The following is a 20,783-nucleotide window of genomic DNA, read 5'->3' as shown; positions in this document are numbered from 1 at the left end:
TGTTTCGATGATGCATCCAATGTACGGTAGACTTGCAAATTAACCAAGCTTGCAAACCCCGTACAAGGAGCGTCGATTGAAGCAGCTGTTTTCCGGAAAACTTGCCGCAGCGGCGTTGATGTCCGCTTGCGTGATGGCGTCCGCTGTGGCCGCCGGCCAGGATGGCGTCAATGTCGGTTCCTATCACGTTGACGCGGCCAGCGCGGGCAGCGGCCCCTACACCGTCATCTTCGAATCGGGCTTTGCCAGCGACCTGTCGGTGTGGCGGAAAGTGGCGCCGGAAATCGCCAAGTCGGCCAAGGTGTTTTTCTATTCGCGTGCCGGGATCGGCAAATCCGATGCGCGTCCCGAACCGCGCACGCCGCAACGCAGCAGCGCGGAGCTGGACCAACTGATCGAGGCCGCGCACCTGTCGCCGCCGTTCATCCTGGTCGGCCATTCCTACGGCGGCTATCTGATACGCCTGTTTGCCCAGCGCCACCCGGAGCAGGTGGCCGGCATGGTGTTTGTCGACCCCAGCATGGAACGTTTCGACACCGAGCTCAAGAAGCTTGACGCCGCCAAGGTTGCACAAGACCAGAAATACCTCGACTCGCTGACGCCTGCGCCCTTGAAGGCGGAGAGCAAGTTGGTGGACGAAGCCTTCACCGCCGCCAGCCTGCAGCCGGCGCCGCGTTTGCCCGACGTGCCGGCCGTGGTCCTGACCTCGACCATGGTGCGCGAGCAGCCGGAATTCTTCATGCACACGGTGCCGGCGGTGGCTGTGTGGCGCTCGCTGCACGAGCAACTGTTCCTGCAGTTTTCGTCCGGCAGCCATGTCGTCACCGCCAATAGCGGGCACAACATCCACCTGGAAGAACCGGCGCTGGTGGCCGGCGCCATCCAGCAGGTGATTGCCGGCGCCACGGCGCAAGATCAACGCCGTGTCCACAAGCTGGCACAGGAAAACCTGCTGCGCGCTTTGGACCGCGCGGTCGTCTTGCTGCAAGCGCAGCGCGGCAGCGAAGCGGGGCAACTGGTCGACAGCGCGCTGAAGGAAAGCCGCTTTGGCGAGAACGAAATCAACGGCGTCGGTTACATGATGCTGGGCAAGCGCAAGCAGCCACAGCTAGCGGCGCTGGTCATGAAATTCAATGCCGACACCTTCCCGGCGTCGGCCAATGCGCATGACAGCTACGGCGAGCTGCTGCTGGAAGTGAAGCAGCCCTTGCAGGCCAAGGCGCAGTTCCAGCAGGCGATCGCGCTGGGCACTGCCAGCGAAAAGAGTCCGCAGTCGATGGAAGGCTACCGGAAAAACCTGGCGAAGGCCGAACAGGCGCTGGCCCGGTGATGACGCGTGCCGCGATTGCGCTGGCATGGCTGTTGGCGGTGCAGGCCGCACCGGCTTGCGCAGCGCCTGTTCAATGTCTCAAGTATGGTGTGGACACCACGGTGGTGGCTGGAAAATTGCATAGGGCGACCTTCCCGGGTCGTCCCAATTATGAGAGCGTGGCGGATGGCGATGAGCCGGAGACCGGCTACTACCTGAGCCTCGACCCGGCCATCTGTACCGTCTCCGGCGCCGGCTCCAACGAGACGGATTTTGCGTCGGTTCGGGAGATACAGCTGGTGCTCAACGCGGCGCAGTATGCGGAACTGAAGCCCCGGCTTGGCACCGTGGTGCGCTTGCGAGGAAAGCTGTTCTCGGCGTTTACAGGTCACCATCACGCCGACGTCCTGCTTCAGGTGGCGAAGTGAAGCGTCTCGCTGCCAGCAATCTCAGTATTGTCAGCGGTGGCGTAATGTGGGGCGGAGTCTCGTTTGCTTGCTCCATGCTGGTTCTCTTGGCCCTCAAGGTTTTTCTTCCCTTGGCCCAATGGGGCGCCAACTCTGGAGCCGGTGCTCTCAATGCCAGCCTTGGGATGCAAATCATGGTGGCACTGGTATGGGCGCCGCTGTTTGAAACCTTATTGGGGCAGTTACTTCCGCAGGAAGTGCTCAGACGATTTTCCGTAAAACCGGTCTTTTGCATAGCGACAGGCTCTGTTATGTGGGCATTGGGCCACTACTTGAATGGCGGTATTGCGCACGGACTGGTTGCGCTGTTCGCCGGGGCTATGTTCTCGTTTATTTACCTGCGCTACCGCAGCTACGGAGTGGCCGTCAGCTATTGGATGACGACTGTCGCCCACTTGACCCAAAACGCGCTCGTACTAGTGGCAGCTTCTTACTTTCCGAGCCTGTGACGGGCCTCTCTCCGATCTTTCCGAGGCGCCTTCTACCGGAAAAACCTGGAGAAGGCCGAGCAAGCGCTGGCCCGGTGATATGATGCCCAGGTTTCCTAATGAGGCCTCCTGAACATGTACATCGTTAATCTGACTTATCTGAAACCGTTGGCGGAAATAGAGGTGCACCTTGCCGCACATCGCGCCTTTCTCGACGAGCAGTATGCACGCGAGATGTTTCTGGCCTCGGGTCCGAAGAACCCGCGCGACGGCGGTGTGATTATCGTGAGTGGACGCCTGTCGCGCGCGGAGCTCGACGGCTTGCTGGCACAGGACCCGTTCGCGCAGAACGGGATCGCCAGCTATCAGGTGACGGAGTTCGAGGCCACCAAGCACCATCCGGCGCTGGCGGCCTTGCTGTAATCAGGCGGCGGGACCGACGTCCATGCCGTCGTAGGATTCGAGCTGGTGCTCTTCGGCGAACTTGTAGAACTCCTGGTTGCGGACGTGCAGCGTATCGGCGGTGTGGTGCTCGACTTTTTCAACGTGCAGCCACCACAGCGCAGGCACGCTGGCCTCCGGCTTGGAGTCGTAGATGCCGACGATCTGATAGCCTTGGGCCTTCAGCAGCGCCGAGACGCCTTCCAGTTTTGCCTTGGTGGTGTCGGCGAAAAAATAGCCCCACAACAGCGGCTTCGAAATATCCCACGGTGCGTTCTGCTTCATGTCGGCAAACAGCTCGACCATGTCTTCTTTGGTGATCATGTACTTATTCCTTATTGCGGTGATAGAACGACACGCCCACTCTTTCGATATGGGACAGTAGTTCCGGGTTGTCGATCCTGTCTCGGATCGACAAATCTATTTTGTAGGGCAGCAGCAGGTCGTCCAGCTGATTCTCTATCTTGAGCATCAGCGGCATGTTCAGGCCAGCGCCGGTCAGGCACAGATCGATGTCCGAGCCGCGCTTGAAATTGCCCTTGGCGCGCGAGCCATACAGAATCGCTTGCTCGACTTCGGGATGCAAAGAAAAAACAGCACCCATGCTGCTCACAACACTGGCCTTCAATCCAAATACCAGCGGTTCCAGTTCAGGCGACATCGGCGAGCTCCGTCATTTTCCGTTCGAACGCCGTGAACAGGACGAAGTAATGCTTCAATATCAGGCCAGCGATTTCGTCGGCGGTTTCCTTGTTATAGGTATGCGCCGACTGGTTGCGGCTTTTAATCATGCCCATCCAGGTTTCGCCGTCGCTGAGCAGGTTATATTGAAACGCCTCACGCGTGGCGTCGCGGGAGCCGCTGATATTGCTGTTGCCCTGATAGTGAAAATAATCCTTCATGACGTTCCACGCCAGCTCGTGAGTGAACTCAAACGCCTTGATCAGGCCTTGCTGTTCAAGCTCGTTCAGGTCGCCGTGGTCGATGAATTTTTTCAGCTGCGCCAACGCGCGCCGGTAATTCGACAGGCGTTGCAGCCAGCGGATGTCCTGCTCGCTCATGATTTGCCCCGCACACTACGTTGTAGTGCGTATTTTACCGCAGCCACGGCGACTGGGTCAGGTACGGGGGAAGGCTACCGTGACTTTCAGGCCTTGGCCGGCGCTGGCGTCGTCCAGCGTGATGCTGGCGCCGTGCAGGGTGGCGATGTCGCGCACGATGGCCAGGCCCAGGCCGGCGCCGCCCGGATTGCGCTCCAGTGTCGCGGCGGCGCGGTAGAAGGGCGCGAATACCCGTTCACGCTCGGCGGCGGCGATGCCGTGGCCGCTGTCTTCCACTTCCAGCACCACGCCGCCGGTGCCCGTACTCGTTCCGGGCCGCACCCGCAGCGTCACCGTGCCGCCCTGCGGCGTGTAGTGCAAGGCGTTGTCGGTCAGGTTGGCGATCATTTCGTGCAGCAGCAAGGCCTGGCCCTGGACCACGCATTCGCTGTCCGCCTCCAGCGCCAGGTCGATCTGCTTGGCCACCGCCGCCATCGCCATCTCCAGCCCGACCTGGCGCGCGATGTCGCGCAGCGAGGCAGGCTCCGACTGGGCCGCCGCGCCGTCGGCGTCGCCGCCATGTTCGATGCGCGCCAACGTCAGCAGGCGGTTGGCCAGGTTGACGGTCGAATCGGTGGTGGCGGCGATGCTGTGGACGATCTCGCGCAGCGCCGCCCGCGTGGCCTGCGGATCGGCGCCGGGACGGTCGCATTCGCGCAATGCCAGTTCGGCCTGGGTCTTCAGCACCGTCAGCGGGGTGCGCAGCTGGTGCGAGGCGTCGGCGATGAAGCGGCGCTGGCTGCTGATCAGGATCTGCAGGCGCGAGCGCGAACTGTTCATCGCCGCCACCAGCGGCCGCACTTCCTTGTGCACCAACGTCGGATCGACATCGGACGAATCATTGAGGCTGCGCGTCTCCACCGCGATCTTCAGCCGCATCAGCGGTTGCAGCACCAGCCGCACCGCGAACCACACCAGCAGCGCCACCGCCAGCAGCAGCAAGGCCTGCCAGATCAGCGTGTCGAGCAGGATCTGGTTGGACAGGCCGCGCCGCGCCTCCAGCGTTTCGCCGACCTGGATCAGTGCGATGCCGCGCATCGAATCGTCATACACCGGTTGCAGCAGCGCGGCGATGCGCACCGGCTGGCCGTTGTAGTTGGCGTGGTAGAAGCGCACCAGCGCCGGATAGGCCTCCGAGCGCGGCACGTTGGCCGGCACCGGCGGCAGGTCGGCGTAGCCGGACACGGTCTCGCCGGTGATGCCGGTGACCTTGTAGTAGATGCGGCCCAGCGTATCGGTCTCGAAGCTGTCCAGCGCCACGTAGGGCACGTCCGCCACCACCTTGCCGTCGACGATGGAGACGCGTTCCGCCAGCGCGCGCGTGGAAGCGAGCAGCGAACGGTCGTAGGCCACGTCGGCCGCGTCCAGCGCGTTGTGGTAGACCGACAGGGTGTTCAGCGCCACCAGCACCAGCAAGGGGCCCAGCAGCCAGCGCAGCAACTGGCCGCGCAGGCTGCCCAGCTGCGCGCCCGGTCCGAAGCGGCGCGCCAGCTTGTCCAGCAGCGGCATGCGGCCGGTCCCGCTCAACGTCAGCCGCCCTTGGCGCCGCCGGCCGGAGCAGGGGGCGGAGCGGCGGCGGGCCGTGGTTGCAGCAGGTAGCCGATGCCGCGCAGCGTGGTGATGACGGCGGCATCCGGCGCGGCGATGTCGAGCTTCTTGCGCACGCGGTGGATATACAGCTCGATCGCATCGAGGTTGGCGTCGTCCGCCAGCGCGAACACTTCGTCGAACAGCTTCTCCTTGGAGACGGCGCGGCCGGAGCGGGTGATCAGCGTCTCCAGCACCGCGTGTTCGCGCGGCGTTAGCGCCAGCGGGGCGCCGGCGTAGGCGAACATGCGGGTGACGGTGTCGAAACTGAGCGCGCCGCAGCTGTGCACCAGCGCCTCGTTGCCGACGCTGCGGCGCAGCAGCGCCTTCACGCGCGCTTCCAGTTCGGCCAGTTCGAAGGGCTTGGCCAGGTAATCGTCGGCGCCCAGGTTCAGGCCCTGCACGCGGTCCTCCAGGCCGCCGCGCGCGGTCAGTATCAACACGGGAGTCTGGCCGCGCGGCCCGCCGCGCGCGCGCAGGCGCTTGAGCACTTCCAGGCCGTCCATGCGCGGCAAGGTCAGGTCGAGGATCAGCAGCGCGTAGTCCTGGGTGTGCAGCAGGGCGTCCGCATCGGCGCCGTTGTCGGCACATTCCACCGTCAGGTTGGCGTCGCGCAGGGCTTTGGACAGCCAATGTGATAGCTCGGTGTGGTCTTCAACTAACAGAATACGCATAAATTCTTGCCAACCATATGAAATAAGTTCAGTGTAAGGCCAGAATCATGGTCTCAGCGGCCCCAAAAGGGAAGCCCTTACCTGATTTGTGGTGCATGGACGACAGGAATCCATACCGAAATGGCAGTGAAAGGTAATTGAAAGGAAGTGACTCCTATAGTGACAGCCTGATTGTAAAAATCAGCAGCCACAAATAACTATATCCCTCTGGAGACCTACATGAAAAAAACCTCGTTGACCCTCGCTATCATGGCACTCGCGGCAGCCGCTGGCGGCGCCGCTCACGCCCAATCGAACGTGCAGGTCTACGGTTTGCTGGACGTTGGCGTTGAAACGGCCAACAACAAGTCGGCCACTGGCGGCAGCCAGACCAGCGTTATCTCGGGCGGCATGAACACTTCGCGTTGGGGCCTGCGTGGCACCGAGGACCTGGGCGGTGGCTTGAAAGCCGTCTTCAACCTGGAAGGCGGCATCCTGATGGATACCGGCGCGCAGGACGGTGTTCTGTTCAAGCGCCAGGCCACCGTCGGCCTGGAAGGCGCCTTCGGCCGCGTGGTCATCGGCCGTTCGTTCACCAGCGTGTACGACACCGTGATCGCGTTCGACCCGATGGGCTTTGCGCCTTACTACTCGTGGGCGACTTCGGGTCCTGCGACCGGTCCTAGCAAATACGGCTTCACCACCCAGTACGACAACATCATCAAGTACGCCGGCTCCGCGGGCGACTTCAAGTTCGCCGCCAACTATGCGGCAGGCGAGCAGACCACCGGCGCGCAGGACAGCGCCAAAGTCGGCTTCGCCGGCACCTACAAGCTGGGTCCTGCGAACCTGATGGCCACCTGGGAACGCAACAACGGCAACACCGTTCCAGCCACCGGCGCGCGCGACAAGAACACCGTCTGGCACCTGGGCGTGAACTATGAAGACGGCCCGCTGAAACTGTGGGGCGTGGTGCGCGACTACAAACTGGTCGCCGGCAAGGCGCTCACCGCCGACGTCGACGCCACCACCACCTGGGCCGGTATCGCCTACAAGACCGACGACGTGACCACGCTGACCGGCGCGATCTACCACGTCAACGTCAAGAACGTCGCCGCCGGCAAAGACGCCGATCCAACCATGTACGTGGCGCGCTATCGCTACGCACTGTCCAAACGCACCGACCTGCATGTGTCGGCTGCCTACGCCAAGGCCAAGAACGGCCAGCTGACCGGCCTGTCGCGCGACGACGCCGGCTTCGGCAGCAGCCAGCACGGCCTGACCGTCGGCATGCAGCACCGCTTCTAAGCCAAAGAATGGACCGCGGCATTTTGTGAAAAATGCCGCGGTCTGAAAGCGCTTTGAAAGCTTCACCGTTCTAAGATACCTACCAAGATGACTAAAGTTTTGCTGGCTTTGATTGCCGCGCTCTCACTGTGCGCGGCAGCGCAAGCTGCAAGCCTGGAGTGCATCGTGCCGTCCAAACCGGGCGGTGCGATGGACCTCACTTGCAAGCTGGCGCAAAAGGGTTTGCAGGGCTTGAGCGGGGCGCCGAAGCCGCCACCGTCGGATATGCACATCAGCTATCTGCCGGGCGGGATCGGCGCGGTGGCCTGGCATTCGCTGGTGTCGCAACGTCGCTCGGAACCGAACACGCTGGTGGCTTTTTCGGGCGGCTCGCTGCTCAATCTGGCGCAGGGCAAGTTCGGCAAGGCCAAGTCCTCCGATGTACGCTGGGTGGCGGCGCTGGGCGCCGACTACGGCATGATCGCGGTGCGCGCCGATTCGCCCTACAAGACGCTGGGCCAGCTGGTGGCGGCGCTGAAGGATCATCCCGAGAAGGTGCTGATCGGCGTCTCCGGCACCATCGGCAGCCAGGACTGGCTGAAGATGGCGATGGTGGTCAAGACCGCCGGCGTCGATCCGAAGGTGCTGCGTTTCGTGGCGCTGGAGGGCGGTGGCGAAGCCTTCGCCGCCATGCACGCCAACCTGGTGCAGGCGGTATCCGGCGACGCCAGCGAAGCGACGCTGTATGCGGCCGGCGGCAATACCAGGGTGCTGGCGATACTGGCCGAGCACCGCCTGCCGGGCGTGTTGGCGAATGTGCCGACGGCGCGCGAGCAGGGCATCGACGTGGTGTGGCCGATCATCCGGGGCGTCTGGATGGGGCCACAGGTGTCGGACGCGGATTATCAGCACTGGGTCGCCAACTTCGACCGCGTGCTGGCCAGTCCGCAGTTCGCGCAAATGCGCGCGGCGTCGGGTCTGTTCCCGTTTGGGTTGACCGGCGATGCGCTGGCAGCATACGTAAAAAAGGCCGTGGACGATTACGGCAGGCGCGCCGCCGAACTCGGTCTGGTGCGCTGATCACCACTACACATAAAACGACGGAGACGAACATGATGTTGAAAACCACTTTGGCCGCTGCATGCGCCACCCTGTTTGCCGCGAGTTTGGCCACCCCGGCCTTCGCGCAGGTGCCGGCCGGCTATCCTGCCGATTACCAGAAGATCATTGACGGCGCCAAGAAAGAGGGCAAGCTGGTGATCTACGGCGCCACCGACAGCAAGGCCACCCAGCCGCTGATCAAGGATTTCAACGCGCTGTACCCAGGCATCACCGTCGAATACAACGACATGAATTCCACCGAGGTGTACAACCGCTTCATCTCCGAAGTGGCGGCCGGCGGTAATACCGCCGACGCGATGTGGTCGTCCGCGATGGACCTGCAAATGCGCCTGGCCTCCGACGGCTACGCGCTCAAATACAAATCGGTCGAAGCGGCCAAGATCCCCGGTTGGGCGGTATGGGACGACCAGGCCTACGGCACCACCTTCGAGCCGGCCGCTATCGTCTACAACAAGCGCCTGGTGGACGCCAAGGAAGTGCCGCAGACGCACGCCGATTTCGCCAAGCTGATAACGCAGCCTAAATTCAAGGACAAGGTCACCACCTACGACATCGAGAAATCCGGCGTCGGCTTCATGTTCATGACCCAGGATGCGCGCGAGAATCCGAAGTTCCTGGAACTGGAAAACGCCTTCGGCGAAGCCAAGGTGCGCGTGCAGTCGTCGACCGGCACCATGATGGAGCGTATCTCGTCGGGCGAAAACCTGATCGGCTACAACGTGCTCGGTTCCTACGCGCTGGTGCGCGCCAAGGCCGATCCGTCGATCGGCGTGGTGCTGCCGAAGGATTACACGCTGATCCTGTCGCGCGTACTGTTCATCAACAAGGCCGCCAAGAACGTCAACGCCGCCAAGCTGTGGCTGGACTACATGCTGTCGCACCGCGGCCAGGTCATCATCGCCAACGATTCAAAACTGTTCGCGATCCGCGCCGACGTCACCGGTGAGACCACCTCGGCGGACCTGATCAAGACGATCGGCAAGGACAACGTCAAGCCGGTGCCGGTCCATCCTATCGTGCTGCAATTCCTGGGGCCGGCCAAGCGCATGGCCTTCCTCAAGCAGTGGAAAGAAACCGCAGGCAAGAAGTAATCGCTGACAGGCCAGCCCGCACGCCGCGCGCATTCGCAGCGCCGCGTGCGGGCCGCAACATCCCATCCGCCTCATCGGAATCACTATGCAAACTCTCACTCTCCCAGGCTCCGGCCGGCGCAGCATCAACTGGACGCGCGGCGTCGTGGTGACGCTGGCCGCCATCGCCATCTTCCTGCCGCTGCTGCTGATCTTCTACCAGAGCTTTTTGAACGCGCCGTTCTTCATGCCCGCCAAGGAGCTGGGCTTGGACGCCTACCGCTTCATCTTTGACGATCCCGATTTCTCGGTGGCGTTCAAGAACGCCTTCCTGCTGGCCGCCGGCCTGACTGCCATCGCCGTGCCGCTGGGCGGCATGCTGGCCTTCCTGATGATACGCACCGACCTGCCGGGCCGCGGCTTCATCGCGCCGATGCTGCTGGTGCCGATCTTCGTGTCGCCGATGGTGATGGGCTTCGGCTACGTGGTCTCGATGGGACCAGTGGGCTTCTACTCGTTGTGGGCCAAGGACATCCTCGGCTTCATCCCGTGGAATATCTACTCCTTCACCAGCATCGTGGTGATCGCCGGCCTGACGCACGTGCCGCACGTCTACCTGTACGCTTCGTCCGCGCTGAAAAGCCTGGGCTCCGATGTCGAGGAAGCGGCCCGCGTGGCGGGCGCCTCGCCGCTGCAGGTGATGTTCAACGTCTCGCTGCCGATGATCACGCCGGCGCTGGCCTATGCCGCCGTGCTGGTGTTCTTCCTCGGCTTCGAGGTGTTCGGCCTGGTGCTGGTGCTGGGCGATCCCGAAGGCCACCTGGTGCTGGCGACCTATCTGTACAAGCTGACCAACAAACTGGGCACGCCTTCGTATCACCTGATGGCCGCAGTAGCCGTCTGCCTGGTGATGGTGACGATGCCGCTGGTGATGATACAGCGCTGGCTGCTCAAGTCTGCCAACAAGTTCGTCTCGATCAAGGGCAAGGGCGCGCGTTCGAAGTCCATGCCGCTCGGTAAATGGAAATGGCTGGCCTTCGCGCTGATCTTCGCCTGGCTGATGTTCACCATCATCATGCCGATGTCGGGCATCGTGCTGCGCTCCTTCGTGCAGTACTGGGGCGAGGGCGTCAACCTGCGCGACGTGCTGACCTTGCAGCACTTCCGCGAGATCATGGAACAGCCGGCGCTGATGCGCGGCATCCTCAACACCATCCTGATCGGCGTGATCGGCGGCGCCTTCGCGGTGATCTGCTACTGCGCCATCGCGCTGGCCATGCACCGCAAGCCGGACGGCATCACCCGCTTCCTGGACTACAGCGTGCTGGTGCCGCGCGCCGTGCCTGGCCTGCTGGCCGGCCTGTCCTTCCTGTGGGTGTTCCTGTTCGTGCCTAGCTGGCTCGATGGCATGTTGAAGGGCATGGACAACGGCGTGGCGCTGTGGCTGAGCGAGAACGCGATACCGCTGCTGCGCTCCGTGCGCTCGACCATCTTCGCCCTGTGGCTGGCGTATTCGGTGGTGTGGCTGGCCTACGGCATGCGTTTGATTTCCACCGCGCTGCTGCAAGTGGGGCCGGAACTGGAAGAGGCGGCGCGCGCGGTCGGCGCATCGCGCGGCCAGGTGACGCGCGACGTCACCATCCCGCTAGTCAAATACGGCCTGCTGGGCGCGTGGCTGATGGTGTTCCTGATCTTCGAGCGCGAGTACTCGACCGGCGTGTACCTGCTGTCGCCGGGCACCGAGGTGATAGGCGCGATGCTGGTGTCGCTGTGGGCCACCGGCTCCACCGACCTGGTGGCGGCGCTATCGTTCATCAATATTTCGCTGGTGGCCATCGGCCTGGGCGTGGCCCTGCGCTTTGGCGTTAAGCTTCACAACTAATAAAAAATTATGAAACGAGACCTCATCATGAACGAACTGACCGTCAACGACCTGCACCTGGACTACGGCACCGGCGCCCACGCCAACCAGATTCTGAAGGGCGTGTCCATGCACCTGCAAAAAGGTGAAGTTGTGGCGCTGCTGGGCCCTTCGGGCAGCGGCAAGACCACGCTGCTGCGCGCGGTGGCCGGACTGGAAAGCCCGAAGCAGGGCACCATCGCCATCGGCGACCGCAATGTGTTCGACGGTGCGAAGAACTTCGAAATGGCGGCCGAACACCGCAACCTGGGCCTGGTGTTCCAGTCCTACGCGCTGTGGCCGCACAAGACGGTGTTCGACAACGTCGCCTACGGCCTCAAACTGCGCAAGATGGGCAGCAGCGAGATCAAGGACAAAGTCAGCGACGTGTTGAAGAACCTGGGCCTGGGCCACCTGGCCGAGCGCTTCCCGCACCAGCTGTCGGGCGGCCAGCAGCAGCGCGTGGCGATCGCGCGCGCGCTGGTGTACAACCCGCCGGTGATCCTGCTGGACGAGCCGCTGTCCAACCTGGACGCCAAGCTGCGCGAAGAAGCGCGCGCCTTCCTGCGTGAGCTGATCGTGCGACTGGGCCTGTCGGCGCTGATGGTCACGCACGACCAGGCCGAGGCGATGGCGATCTCGGACCGCATCCTCTTGCTCAACAACGGCAAGATCGAGCAGCAAGGCTCGCCGCAAAGCATGTACGAAACGCCGGACACGCTGTTCACCGCCGAATTCATGGGCAGTAACAACCGCCTGCCGGCCAAGGTGGTGCAGCGCGACGGCGCCCGGGTGATGCTCGATATCGGCGGCACGCCGTTGCAGGGCACCGCGCGCGGCGCCGGCGGCGGCGAGCCGTCGACCATCATCCGCGTGGAGGAAGTGAAGGTCAGCGCGACGCCGGTGGAGAATGCGATCGAGCTGCCGCTGCTGACCTGCATGTACCTGGGCGACCGCTTCGAGTGCCTGTTCAAGAGCGAGAGCGGACCGGAAATGAGCTTGCGCGCCTATTCCAAGTACAAGCTGGAAGCGGGCAAGTACTGGCTGCAGCTGCCGGCCGACAAACTCTGGGTGTTCTGACCCCGTCAACGTCCCGGACCGCCGCCAAGGCGCGTCCGGGCCTTGCCCCGCTTTCGCGCCCTCCCGCGAGACATATCTGCAACAGTCCTGCAAGACTCCTTCATTCTGCCGTCCCCGCTTTCTTCTGCCAAAAAACGCGATCTTTGGAGAGAATTCTCGCTATTAACTGTGCAAAATGCGCAGATAAACAAGAAAGTAGTTGCACACTGTTCACTTGTTTGCCTTAGCGGCAAGAACAGTCGTTTATAATTTCAAAAATACGTTGGCTGGCATTTCTGCGGCATGTGAGCATGAGGTCGCACCTTCTTTTCATCTCAATGCCCTGGATTATTTAACAACATGCGTACGAACGGTGTCAGTTTTTCTATTTCCCGCCATGCCGAATGGGCGCCGGGACTGGTCGCGCCCGAAGCCTGGGAGCAGTGGGCGCAGGCGCCATTTACGATACAGGCCGGGACAGAGCCGGGCGTCAAGGCGATGCCCGCGATGCTGCGCCGCCGTGCCGGCTTTCTCGGTAAGATGGCGCTGGAAGTCGCCTATCAATGCCTCGACGGCCGCACCGATATCCCTACGGTCTTCTGCTCGCGTCACGGCGAGGCCGCGCGTTCGCTGGAATTGCTGGGCGATCTGGCGCGCGGCGAGCCTTTGTCGCCGACGGCGTTCAGCATGTCGGTGCATAACGCCATCGCCGGGCTGCTGAGCATCGCCCGCAGCGACCGCGCCAATCAACTGGCGCTGGCCGCCGGCGCCGCCAGCATCGAGCATGCGGTCATCGAGGCTTGCGGCCTGATGGCGGACGGCGCACCGCAGGTGCTGCTGGTGGCCTGCGATAGTCCTCTGCCGGAATTGCTCGCGCCGTTCCAGGATTGTGAAGAGCAGCCGTATGCCTGGGCGTGGTTGCTGACGCCTGCGGCGGAGGAGGCGATTTCGCTGAGCTGGACCGCGAGCGCCGAGCCGCCTTCGACCGGCATGCCGGCCGGCCTGGAAGTGGCGCGATTCCAGTTGCGCGGCGCGCGGCGGCTGGAGCGCTGCGATGGACGCTTGCGCTGGAGCTGGAGCCGCGATGCATGACGGGTTGACGGCCACGCTGTCGCGCTACTGGCGGGTGGTTGCCACGGGCCTGAGTTTCCTGGTGTTTGGCGTAGGGGGACTGCTGCTGGGAGGGCTGGTGTTCCCGGCGCTGGGCGTGGTCGTACGCAAGCCGGAAACACGCGTGACGGCGGCACGCACGCTGATACGGTGGGCGTTCCGCTTTTACGTGGATTTGATGCGCGCGTTGGGCGTGCTGCGCTACCAGATACGCGGCATGGAGAAGCTGGACCGGGGCGGCCTGCTGATACTGGCCAACCATCCGACGCTGATCGACACTGTGTTCCTGATGGCTTTCGTGAAGAACGCCGATTGCATCGTCAAGGGGGAGTTGTGGCATAACCCCTTTACGCGCGGGGCGCTGCGCGCGGCGGGCTATATCAGCAACCAGGGCGGGCCGGAACTGGTGGACGATTGCATCGCCTCTCTGCGGCGCGGCAACAACCTGATCGTGTTCCCGGAAGGGACGCGCACGCCGGGCAATGGCGTGATCAGCATGAAGCGCGGCGCGGCCAACATCGCGGTGCGTGGTGCGCGCGACATGACGCCAGTGCTGATCCGCTGCGAGCCGGCCACGCTGGGCAAGGGGGACAAATGGTGGCGCGTGCCTTCGCGCCGGGTGCTGATACGGATCGACGTCCAGGATGACCTGGCGATCGCCGCCTTTAACGAGGAAGCCGCCAGCAACGTGATGGCGGCGCGTCAGTTGACTGAATTTTTACAGAATTATTTTACCGGGAAGTGCCAAAGCCATGCTTGAACTGGAAGTGAAAGAACTGATTATCGATGTGCTGCAACTGGAGGACATCACGCCGGCCGATATCGATAGTGCGGCGCCGCTGTTCGTCGAAGGCCTGGGCCTGGACTCGATCGACGCGCTGGAACTGGGCGTGGCCTTGCAGAAGAAGTACGGGATTTCGCTGTCCGCCGATTCGGAAGACACCCGTCGCCATTTCGCCTCGGTGCAGGCGCTGGCAGCGATGATCGATAGCCACAGAAAGAAATAAAAGGGGCAGCACATGATAGCTTTGAACGAGATGAGTAAAGACCAGCTGCAGACCTGTGTCATCGATCTGCTGGTCGAGATGTTTGAACTCGATAAGGCAAACCTGAGCGCGGATTCGAACCTCTACGCCGATCTGGATATCGACAGCATCGACGCGGTCGACCTGGCCGTGAAGCTCAAGCAGCTGACCGGCAAGCGCTTGCAGCCGGAGGTGTTCAAGACCATCCGCACCATCGGCGACGTGGTTGATGCGCTGGCCGGCATGACGGAGCCGGCGGCGTAAGTACGATGCCGATGACCATACTGACGGTGGCGGTGACGCTGTTGTATCCGCTGGCGATCTGGCTCGGACACGGACAGGTGCAGCCGCGCTGGCTGGCCGGCCTGCTGCTGCTGGCCGTGGCCACGCGCCTGCCGGCGCTGAAGCTGAGCGGCGTTGCGCGCTGGTCGGCGGCGGGCGCGCTGGTGCTGATGGCGTGCGCGATCTGGAGCAATCTGCTGCTGCCGTTGAAGTTGTATCCGGTGCTGGTCAATGCGGCGCTGCTGGCGGGCTTCGGCTACAGCCTGGCGACGCCGATGTCGGCGGTCGAGCGCATGGCGCGCCTGCGCGGCGAGGATTTCCCGCCGGTGGCGCAAGCCTATATGCGCAAGGTGACGCAGGTGTGGTGCGTTTTCTTCGTCATCAACGGCATGATCGCTTTCGCTACCGCGCTGTGGATGTCGGAGGCCGCATGGTCGCTGTACACCGGTGTGATCTCATACGGATTGATGGCATTGCTGTTCGGCGCCGAGTACCTGGTGCGCCTGCGTTTCAAGCGTCTGCATCATGTCTGACCGGATCGAAAACCTGTACGCGGCCATCGCGGCGCGGCCCGTCGACGGCGTGGCCGGCTGGCGTGACGGCGCCGCCATCGGCAATGGCCGCCTGCTGGCGCGCGCGCGTGCATGGCATGGGCTGCTGCGGGGCCAGGCGGGCAGCAATTTCGCCCTGTACCTGGACGATAGCGTGGAATTCGGTGCGGCCTTGCTGGGCGCCTGGCATGCCGGCAAAACCATTTGGCTGAGCGCCGATACGCTGGAGGCCAGCTGCGCCGCCTTGTGCGCTTCGGTGGACGGCTTCCTCGGCCAGTTCCCGGCGGAGCTGCGGCCGATGCAGCCGGCCGAAGCGGGCGACGAATCCTCCGCCGAGCAGATGGGCGGCTCCTTGCCGCCCGACCTGCCGGCGCTGGTCGTGTTCACGTCCGGCAGCACCGGCGCGGCGCAAGCCATTCCTAAAAAACTGTCGCAGCTGGCGAGCGAGGTCGAAACCCTTGATGTGTTGTTCGGCGCCGTCGCCGGCGACGCCGCTGTGCTGGCGACCGTCTCGCATCAGCATATCTACGGCCTGCTGTTCAAGGTCCTTTGGCCGCTCAGTACCGGCCGCGCGATCCATGCACTGAGCATCTCCTATCCGGAACAACTGGCTGCGAGCATGGCCGCCGGTCCGTGCGTGCTGGTGGCCAGCCCGGCCCACCTGAAGCGCTTGCCGGAGCATCTGGACTGGCGCGGCGCGACCCGCATGTTGCGGGCGATATTTTCATCCGGCGGCCCGCTGGCGGCGGAAACCGCGCTGGCCGTCGGCGCTCTGCTGGGCCGCGTGCCGGTGGAGGTCTATGGCAGTTCGGAGACGGGCGGCGTCGCATGGCGCCAGCGCGGCGGCATGGCCGACGATGCCTGGCTGCCTTTCCCCACCGTGGCGTGGCGGCTTGGCGCTGTGGACGACGCGCTGGAAGTGCGGTCGCCGCATCTGACCGACGACAACTGGCTGGCGCTGGCCGACCGCGCCACGCGTATCGGCGAACAACGCTTCCTGCTGCTGGGGCGCAGCGACCGCATCGTCAAGATCGAGGAAAAACGCATCTCGCTGAGCGCGATGGAGGCGGCGCTGCTGGCCTGCGGCATGGCGGCCGAGGCGCGCGTGATCCTGTGCGAGCCGGATGCCGGCGAACGCCAGCGGCTGGCGGCGTTCATCTTGCCGACGCCGGCGGGCCGCGCTTTGCTGGAGGCCGAAGGCAAGCCCGCGTTCAACGCCCGCCTGCGCACCGTGCTGATTGCGGTGGTGGATGCCGTGGCGCTGCCGCGCCGCTGGCGCTATCTGGATCAGATGCCGGTCAACGCCCAGGGCAAGACCACGCTGGCCGCCTTGCTGGCGTTACTCGGCGACGACGGCGGCGCGACCGGCCGCCGGCCACGCCTGCCGCAGTTGCGCGAGCTGGAACGCGAACCGCAGCGCGTGCTGCTGGAAGTGAGCGCACCGGCCAACCTGCTGTATTTCGATGGCCACTTCGACGTTGCGCCCATCCTGCCGGGCGTGGTGCAGGTGGACTGGGCGATCCATTACGGCCGCCATTATTTCGGCTTGCCGCCGCAGTTCAAGGGCATCAATGCGCTCAAGTTCCAGCAGGTGATCCAGCCAGAGACCCCGGTGCAGCTGGAACTGCTGCATGATATTGCCAAGGGCTGCCTGCAATTCCGCTATGTATCCGATGCGGGGCAGCATGCCAGCGGCCGCGTCATACTGGGAGAGGCGGATGCCTGACTTCAAACCCTGCATCGTGGTGCCGGTCTATGACCACGAACACGCGATCGGCGCAGTACTGGCCGGGCTGCTGCGCCACGGAGCGCCATGCATCCTGGTCGACGACGGCAGCGGCGCCGCCTGCGCCGCCGTGCTGGACGCGCTGGCGCAGCAGCATGCCGGCGCCGTAACGCTGGTGCGCCTGGCGCAGAACCAGGGCAAAGGCGTCGCTGTGCTGAGCGGCTTTCGCCGCGCGGCGGAACTGGGCTACACGCATGTGCTGCAAATCGACGCCGACGGCCAGCACGAAACCGGCGACGTGCCGAAGTTCCTGGCGCAAGCCGCCGCACACCCGGACGCCATCATCGCCGGCCATCCGGTCTATGACGAGTCGGTGCCGAAGGTGCGCCTGTACGGACGCTACGCCACCCACATCTGGGTCTGGATCAATACCCTGTCGTTCGACATCAGGGATTCGATGTGCGGCTTCCGCGTCTATCCGGTGGCGGCGGTCAATGCGCTGGCGGCTCGCACCCCCATCGGCGCACGCATGAACTTCGATACCGACATCCTGGTACGGCTGTTCTGGGAAGGCCTGCAAGTGGTGAACCTGCCGACCGGCGTCCGCTATCCGGCGGACGGCGTTTCGCACTTCCGCATGTGGCGCGACAATGTGCTGATCACGTGGATGCATGTCAAACTGTTCTTCGGCATGTTGCCGCGCATTCCCCGCCTGCTGGCGCGCAAGAGGCAGGGCCGATGATCGCGCGCCGCTTGCACTGGGCCTCCATCAACGAGATCACTTTCGTGGCGGGCATGCGCTTGATGTTCTGGATCTGCCGGGTATTCGGCCGCTGGCCGTTTCGCGTGGTGCTGTATCCTGTGCTTTGTTGGTACGTATTGAGCAAGCCGCGGCCGCGCCGCGCTTCGCAGGCGTATTTGCGCCGCGTGGCCAGCTATACCTCAACCGCGGCGCCGGGTGTGCTGCGCCACTTCGCCGCCTTCGGCGAGAGTATCCTCGACAAGATGCTGCTGTGGAGCGGCTTGTTCAAGCTCGATACGGTAGACGTGCATGGCGGCGACCTGATTGTCGACGCGGCGGCGGCGGGACGGGGGGGGCTGGTGATCTGCGCCCACCTGGGCAACCTGGAGCTGTGCCGCGTGCTGTCGCGCCGGCGCCACGACATCAAACTGACGGTGCTGGTGCACACCAAGCACGCGCAGGCCTTCAACGACATGCTGGCCCGCCTCAACCCGGCGAGTCAGCTGAATTTGTTGCAGGTGACGGAGATGTCACCGGCCACCGCGATGCTGTTGTCCGAGCGCGTGGTGCGCGGCGAATTTGTGGTGATCGCCGGCGACCGCATCCCGGTCTCGCACAATCCGCGCGTGGCGCTGGCCGACTTCATGGGCGCGCCGGCGCCGTTCCCGGTCGGCCCGTATGTGCTGGCCAACCTCCTGCAATGCCCGGTCTTCCTGCTGTTCTCGATTCGCCAGGGGCGCCGCTCGGCGCTGTATTTTGAAGCCTTCCGCGATGCCGTGCGCATTCCGCGCCAGGACCGCGACGCCGCATTCCAGCAACTGGCCGGCGATTACGCACGGCGGCTGGAGCACTACTGCCTGCGCGCGCCGCTGCAGTGGTTTAACTTTTACGATTTCTGGCACTTAGCCCAACTGGAACGATCCGATGCACCTCGCTGACCTAGCCCAACTCAATTCCGCGCCGCGTACCGTGCGCTTCGACCGCGACCGCCTGACGATCGAAGACATCGTCGACATCGCGCAAGGCCGGGCCATTGCCGCGCTGTCGGACGATCCGGACTTCCGCGCCGCCATCGCACGCGGCGCCGACTTCCTCGACCGCCTGCTGCGCGAGGACGGCACCGTCTACGGCGTCACCACCGGCTACGGCGACTCCTGCACCGTGGTGGTGCCGCCGGAACTGATTGCGGAGCTGCCGCACCATCTGTACACCTACCACGGCGTCGGCCTGGGCGAGTACTTCACGCCGGCGCAGACCAGGGCCATCCTGGCTTCGCGCCTGGCGTCGCTGAGCAAGGGCTACTCCGGCGTCAGCGTCGAGCTGCTGCTGCAAATCACACGACTGCTGGACGCCGGCCTGCTGCCGCTGATTCCATCCGAAGGCTCGGTCGGCGCCAGCGGCGACCTGACCCCGCTGTCCTACCTGGCGGCGGTGCTGTGCGGCGAACGCGAAGTGTGGCGCGACGGCGTGCAGGTGCCGGCCGCGCAGGCCTTGCAGGAAGCCGGCATCACGCCGCTGCGCCTGCGTCCGAAGGAAGGGCTGGCGATCATGAACGGCACCGCCGTCATGACCGCGCTGGCCTGCATGGCCTATGACCGCGCCGAATACCTGGTCCGGCTGAGCACCCGCATCACGGCGATGGCCTCGTTCGCGATGGACGGCAACGCCCATCACTTCGACGAGGTGCTGTTCTCGGTCAAGCCGCATGGCGGCATGCAGCAGGTGGCGGCCTGGCTGCGCAGCGACCTACCGACCGACCAGTGGGAACGCAACGGCAAGCGCCTGCAGGACCGCTACTCGATCCGCTGCGCGCCGCACGTGATCGGCGTGCTGGCCGACGCGATGCCGTTCTTCCGGTCCTCGATCGAGAACGAGCTCAATAGCGCCAACGACAATCCGTTGATCGACGCTGACAACGAGCGCGTGCTTCACGGCGGCCATTTCTACGGCGGCCATATCGCTTTCGCGATGGACGGCATGAAGAACGCGGTCGCCAACCTGGCCGACCTGCTGGACCGCCAGATGGCGCTGCTGGTCGACAGCCGCTACAACCACGGCCTGCCGGCCAACCTGTCCGGCGCCACCGGCGCGCGCGCGCCGATCAACCATGGCCTGAAGGCCTTGCAGATCAGCGCTTCGGCGTGGACGGCGGAAGCGCTCAAGCTGACCATGCCCGCTTCGGTGTTTTCGCGTTCGACCGAGTGCCACAACCAGGACAAGGTTAGCATGGGCACCATCGCCGCGCGCGACTGCCTGCGCGTGCTGGAACTGACGGAGCAGGTCGTGGCCGCGCTGCTGATCACCGTGCGCCAGGGCGTATGGCTGCGTTGCCAGGTCAACCCGGAACTGCAGCCGCAGGCCGCGCTGGCGGCGATGCAGGAAGCGCTGGGCGCCGACATCAAGCCGGTCGAGGAAGACCGCCGGCTGGAACCGGACCTGCGCCTGCTGCTGGAACGCATCCGCGCCAAGGCATGGGACCTGTATGCGCCGAGCTAACAAGGAAAGCCGTTGGTTCGCGGAAGTCGAGATGCAGGTGCAGTTCTTCGACCTGGATCCGATGGAGATCGTCTGGCACGGCCGCTACGTCAAGTACCTGGAAGTGGTGCGCTGCGCGCTGCTGGACAAGATAGGCTATAACTATCCGCAGATGAAGGAATCCGGCTACGCGTGGCCGGTGATCGACATGCAGCTGCGCTACGTGGGTTCGGCTACCTTCGGCCAGACGCTCAAGCTGCGCGCCGACATCGTCGAATGGGAAAACCGCCTGAAGATCGACTACCTGATCACCGACGCCGTCACCGGCAAGCGTTTGACCCGGGCCAGCACCACCATGGTCGCCGTCGATATCGCCACCAAGGAGATGTGCTACGTGTCGCCTCCCGTGCTGTTTGAAAAATTGGGGATAGAGCCTGTATGAAGCCGAA

The 20,783-nt window shown here is 64.0% G+C and carries 24 protein-coding genes; 19 read left to right on the top strand and 5 right to left on the bottom strand.

Annotated elements, in window-relative coordinates:
* The first annotated feature begins 76 nt into the window (after nucleotides 1-76).
* The 4 genes from D0T21_RS13555 (at nucleotide 77) to D0T21_RS13540 (ending at nucleotide 2,627) form a co-directional block, all read left to right on the top strand.
* Entirely contained in the window at nucleotides 77-1,330 is a 1,254-nt protein-coding gene (locus tag D0T21_RS13555; RefSeq protein ID WP_116990118.1) for an alpha/beta fold hydrolase, read from the top strand.
* Nucleotides 1,330-1,737, top strand: a complete 408-nt coding sequence (locus D0T21_RS13550; protein ID WP_116990117.1) for a DUF4431 domain-containing protein — start codon at nucleotides 1,330-1,332, stop codon at nucleotides 1,735-1,737. The genes D0T21_RS13555 and D0T21_RS13550 overlap by 1 nt, the downstream gene beginning before the upstream one ends.
* The gene (locus tag D0T21_RS13545; protein WP_116990116.1) at nucleotides 1,734-2,225 is read left to right on the top strand and encodes a type II CAAX prenyl endopeptidase Rce1 family protein; all 492 of its coding nucleotides are present in this window, start codon (nucleotides 1,734-1,736) and stop codon (nucleotides 2,223-2,225) included. Before D0T21_RS13550 ends, D0T21_RS13545 begins: the two co-directional genes overlap by 4 nt.
* 114 nt (nucleotides 2,226-2,339) lie before the next feature.
* On the top strand, nucleotides 2,340-2,627 hold the full coding sequence (locus tag D0T21_RS13540; RefSeq protein WP_116990115.1) for a YciI family protein: 288 nt from the start codon (nucleotides 2,340-2,342) through the stop codon (nucleotides 2,625-2,627).
* On the opposite strand, the gene D0T21_RS13535 is transcribed toward D0T21_RS13540, so the two are convergent.
* The 5 genes from D0T21_RS13535 to D0T21_RS13515 are packed head-to-tail and all read right to left on the bottom strand — an operon-like array spanning nucleotide 2,628 to nucleotide 6,006.
* Nucleotides 2,628-2,969: a ribonuclease E inhibitor RraB gene (locus tag D0T21_RS13535; protein ID WP_116990114.1), complete on the bottom strand. Its 342-nt coding sequence runs from the start codon at nucleotides 2,967-2,969 to the stop codon at nucleotides 2,628-2,630.
* A gap of 4 nt (nucleotides 2,970-2,973) precedes the next feature.
* The gene (locus D0T21_RS13530; protein ID WP_116990113.1) at nucleotides 2,974-3,306 is read right to left on the bottom strand and encodes a nucleotidyltransferase domain-containing protein; all 333 of its coding nucleotides are present in this window, start codon (nucleotides 3,304-3,306) and stop codon (nucleotides 2,974-2,976) included.
* A complete protein-coding gene (locus tag D0T21_RS13525; protein WP_116990112.1) occupies nucleotides 3,296-3,706 on the bottom strand; it encodes a nucleotidyltransferase substrate binding protein in 411 nt (136 codons plus the stop codon). Before D0T21_RS13525 ends, D0T21_RS13530 begins: the two co-directional genes overlap by 11 nt.
* Before the next feature lie 57 nt (nucleotides 3,707-3,763).
* On the bottom strand, nucleotides 3,764-5,254 hold the full coding sequence (locus D0T21_RS13520) for a sensor histidine kinase (protein WP_116990653.1): 1,491 nt from the start codon (nucleotides 5,252-5,254) through the stop codon (nucleotides 3,764-3,766).
* Between the two features lie 20 nt (nucleotides 5,255-5,274).
* Nucleotides 5,275-6,006: a response regulator gene (locus D0T21_RS13515; RefSeq protein WP_116990111.1), complete on the bottom strand. Its 732-nt coding sequence runs from the start codon at nucleotides 6,004-6,006 to the stop codon at nucleotides 5,275-5,277.
* Nucleotides 6,007-6,225: 219 nt separating this feature from the next.
* Between D0T21_RS13515 and D0T21_RS13510 the strand changes: the two genes are divergently transcribed.
* The 15 genes from D0T21_RS13510 (at nucleotide 6,226) to D0T21_RS13440 (ending at nucleotide 20,776) form a co-directional block, all read left to right on the top strand.
* Nucleotides 6,226-7,293: a porin gene (locus D0T21_RS13510; RefSeq protein WP_116990110.1), complete on the top strand. Its 1,068-nt coding sequence runs from the start codon at nucleotides 6,226-6,228 to the stop codon at nucleotides 7,291-7,293.
* An 87-nt stretch (nucleotides 7,294-7,380) separates the two neighbouring features.
* Entirely contained in the window at nucleotides 7,381-8,352 is a 972-nt protein-coding gene (locus D0T21_RS13505; protein WP_116990109.1) for a tripartite tricarboxylate transporter substrate binding protein, read from the top strand.
* 32 nt (nucleotides 8,353-8,384) lie between these two features.
* Nucleotides 8,385-9,485 carry an ABC transporter substrate-binding protein gene (locus D0T21_RS13500; RefSeq protein ID WP_116990108.1) on the top strand — a complete coding sequence of 367 codons (1,101 nt, stop codon included), beginning with the start codon at nucleotides 8,385-8,387 and terminating at the stop codon, nucleotides 9,483-9,485.
* Nucleotides 9,486-9,570: 85 nt separating this feature from the next.
* Nucleotides 9,571-11,346 carry an iron ABC transporter permease gene (locus D0T21_RS13495; RefSeq protein WP_116990107.1) on the top strand — a complete coding sequence of 592 codons (1,776 nt, stop codon included), beginning with the start codon at nucleotides 9,571-9,573 and terminating at the stop codon, nucleotides 11,344-11,346.
* 27 nt (nucleotides 11,347-11,373) lie between these two features.
* On the top strand, nucleotides 11,374-12,444 hold the full coding sequence (locus D0T21_RS13490; protein ID WP_116990106.1) for an ABC transporter ATP-binding protein: 1,071 nt from the start codon (nucleotides 11,374-11,376) through the stop codon (nucleotides 12,442-12,444).
* 339 nt (nucleotides 12,445-12,783) lie between these two features.
* Nucleotides 12,784-13,515 carry a beta-ketoacyl synthase chain length factor gene (locus tag D0T21_RS13485; RefSeq protein WP_116990105.1) on the top strand — a complete coding sequence of 244 codons (732 nt, stop codon included), beginning with the start codon at nucleotides 12,784-12,786 and terminating at the stop codon, nucleotides 13,513-13,515.
* Entirely contained in the window at nucleotides 13,508-14,293 is a 786-nt protein-coding gene (locus D0T21_RS13480) for a 1-acyl-sn-glycerol-3-phosphate acyltransferase (protein WP_116990104.1), read from the top strand. Before D0T21_RS13485 ends, D0T21_RS13480 begins: the two co-directional genes overlap by 8 nt.
* The gene (locus tag D0T21_RS13475) at nucleotides 14,286-14,540 is read left to right on the top strand and encodes a phosphopantetheine-binding protein (RefSeq protein WP_043481206.1); all 255 of its coding nucleotides are present in this window, start codon (nucleotides 14,286-14,288) and stop codon (nucleotides 14,538-14,540) included. The genes D0T21_RS13480 and D0T21_RS13475 overlap by 8 nt, the downstream gene beginning before the upstream one ends.
* A gap of 12 nt (nucleotides 14,541-14,552) precedes the next feature.
* Nucleotides 14,553-14,822 carry an acyl carrier protein gene (locus D0T21_RS13470; protein WP_229211473.1) on the top strand — a complete coding sequence of 90 codons (270 nt, stop codon included), beginning with the start codon at nucleotides 14,553-14,555 and terminating at the stop codon, nucleotides 14,820-14,822.
* Nucleotides 14,823-14,827: 5 nt separating this feature from the next.
* Nucleotides 14,828-15,373, top strand: coding sequence for a hypothetical protein (locus D0T21_RS13465; protein ID WP_116990102.1), 546 nt, complete (start codon nucleotides 14,828-14,830; stop codon nucleotides 15,371-15,373).
* Nucleotides 15,366-17,117: an AMP-binding protein gene (locus tag D0T21_RS13460; RefSeq protein ID WP_116990101.1), complete on the top strand. Its 1,752-nt coding sequence runs from the start codon at nucleotides 15,366-15,368 to the stop codon at nucleotides 17,115-17,117. Before D0T21_RS13465 ends, D0T21_RS13460 begins: the two co-directional genes overlap by 8 nt.
* Entirely contained in the window at nucleotides 17,110-17,859 is a 750-nt protein-coding gene (locus D0T21_RS13455) for a glycosyltransferase family 2 protein (protein WP_116990100.1), read from the top strand. The genes D0T21_RS13460 and D0T21_RS13455 overlap by 8 nt, the downstream gene beginning before the upstream one ends.
* Nucleotides 17,856-18,797, top strand: coding sequence for an acyltransferase (locus D0T21_RS13450; RefSeq protein ID WP_116994421.1), 942 nt, complete (start codon nucleotides 17,856-17,858; stop codon nucleotides 18,795-18,797). The genes D0T21_RS13455 and D0T21_RS13450 overlap by 4 nt, the downstream gene beginning before the upstream one ends.
* The gene (gene hutH, locus D0T21_RS13445; RefSeq protein WP_116990098.1) at nucleotides 18,784-20,355 is read left to right on the top strand and encodes a histidine ammonia-lyase; all 1,572 of its coding nucleotides are present in this window, start codon (nucleotides 18,784-18,786) and stop codon (nucleotides 20,353-20,355) included. Before D0T21_RS13450 ends, hutH begins: the two co-directional genes overlap by 14 nt.
* Nucleotides 20,342-20,776 (top strand): thioesterase family protein, encoded by a 435-nt coding sequence (locus tag D0T21_RS13440; protein WP_116990097.1) that lies wholly within the window; start codon nucleotides 20,342-20,344, stop codon nucleotides 20,774-20,776. Before hutH ends, D0T21_RS13440 begins: the two co-directional genes overlap by 14 nt.
* Nucleotides 20,777-20,783: the final 7 nt, after the last annotated feature.

The sequence above is a fragment of the Duganella sp. BJB476 genome, assembly GCF_003416895.1.
Taxonomy (GTDB): Bacteria; Pseudomonadota; Gammaproteobacteria; order Burkholderiales; family Burkholderiaceae_D; genus Rugamonas.
This window is presented reverse-complemented; position numbering and strand designations above follow the sequence as displayed.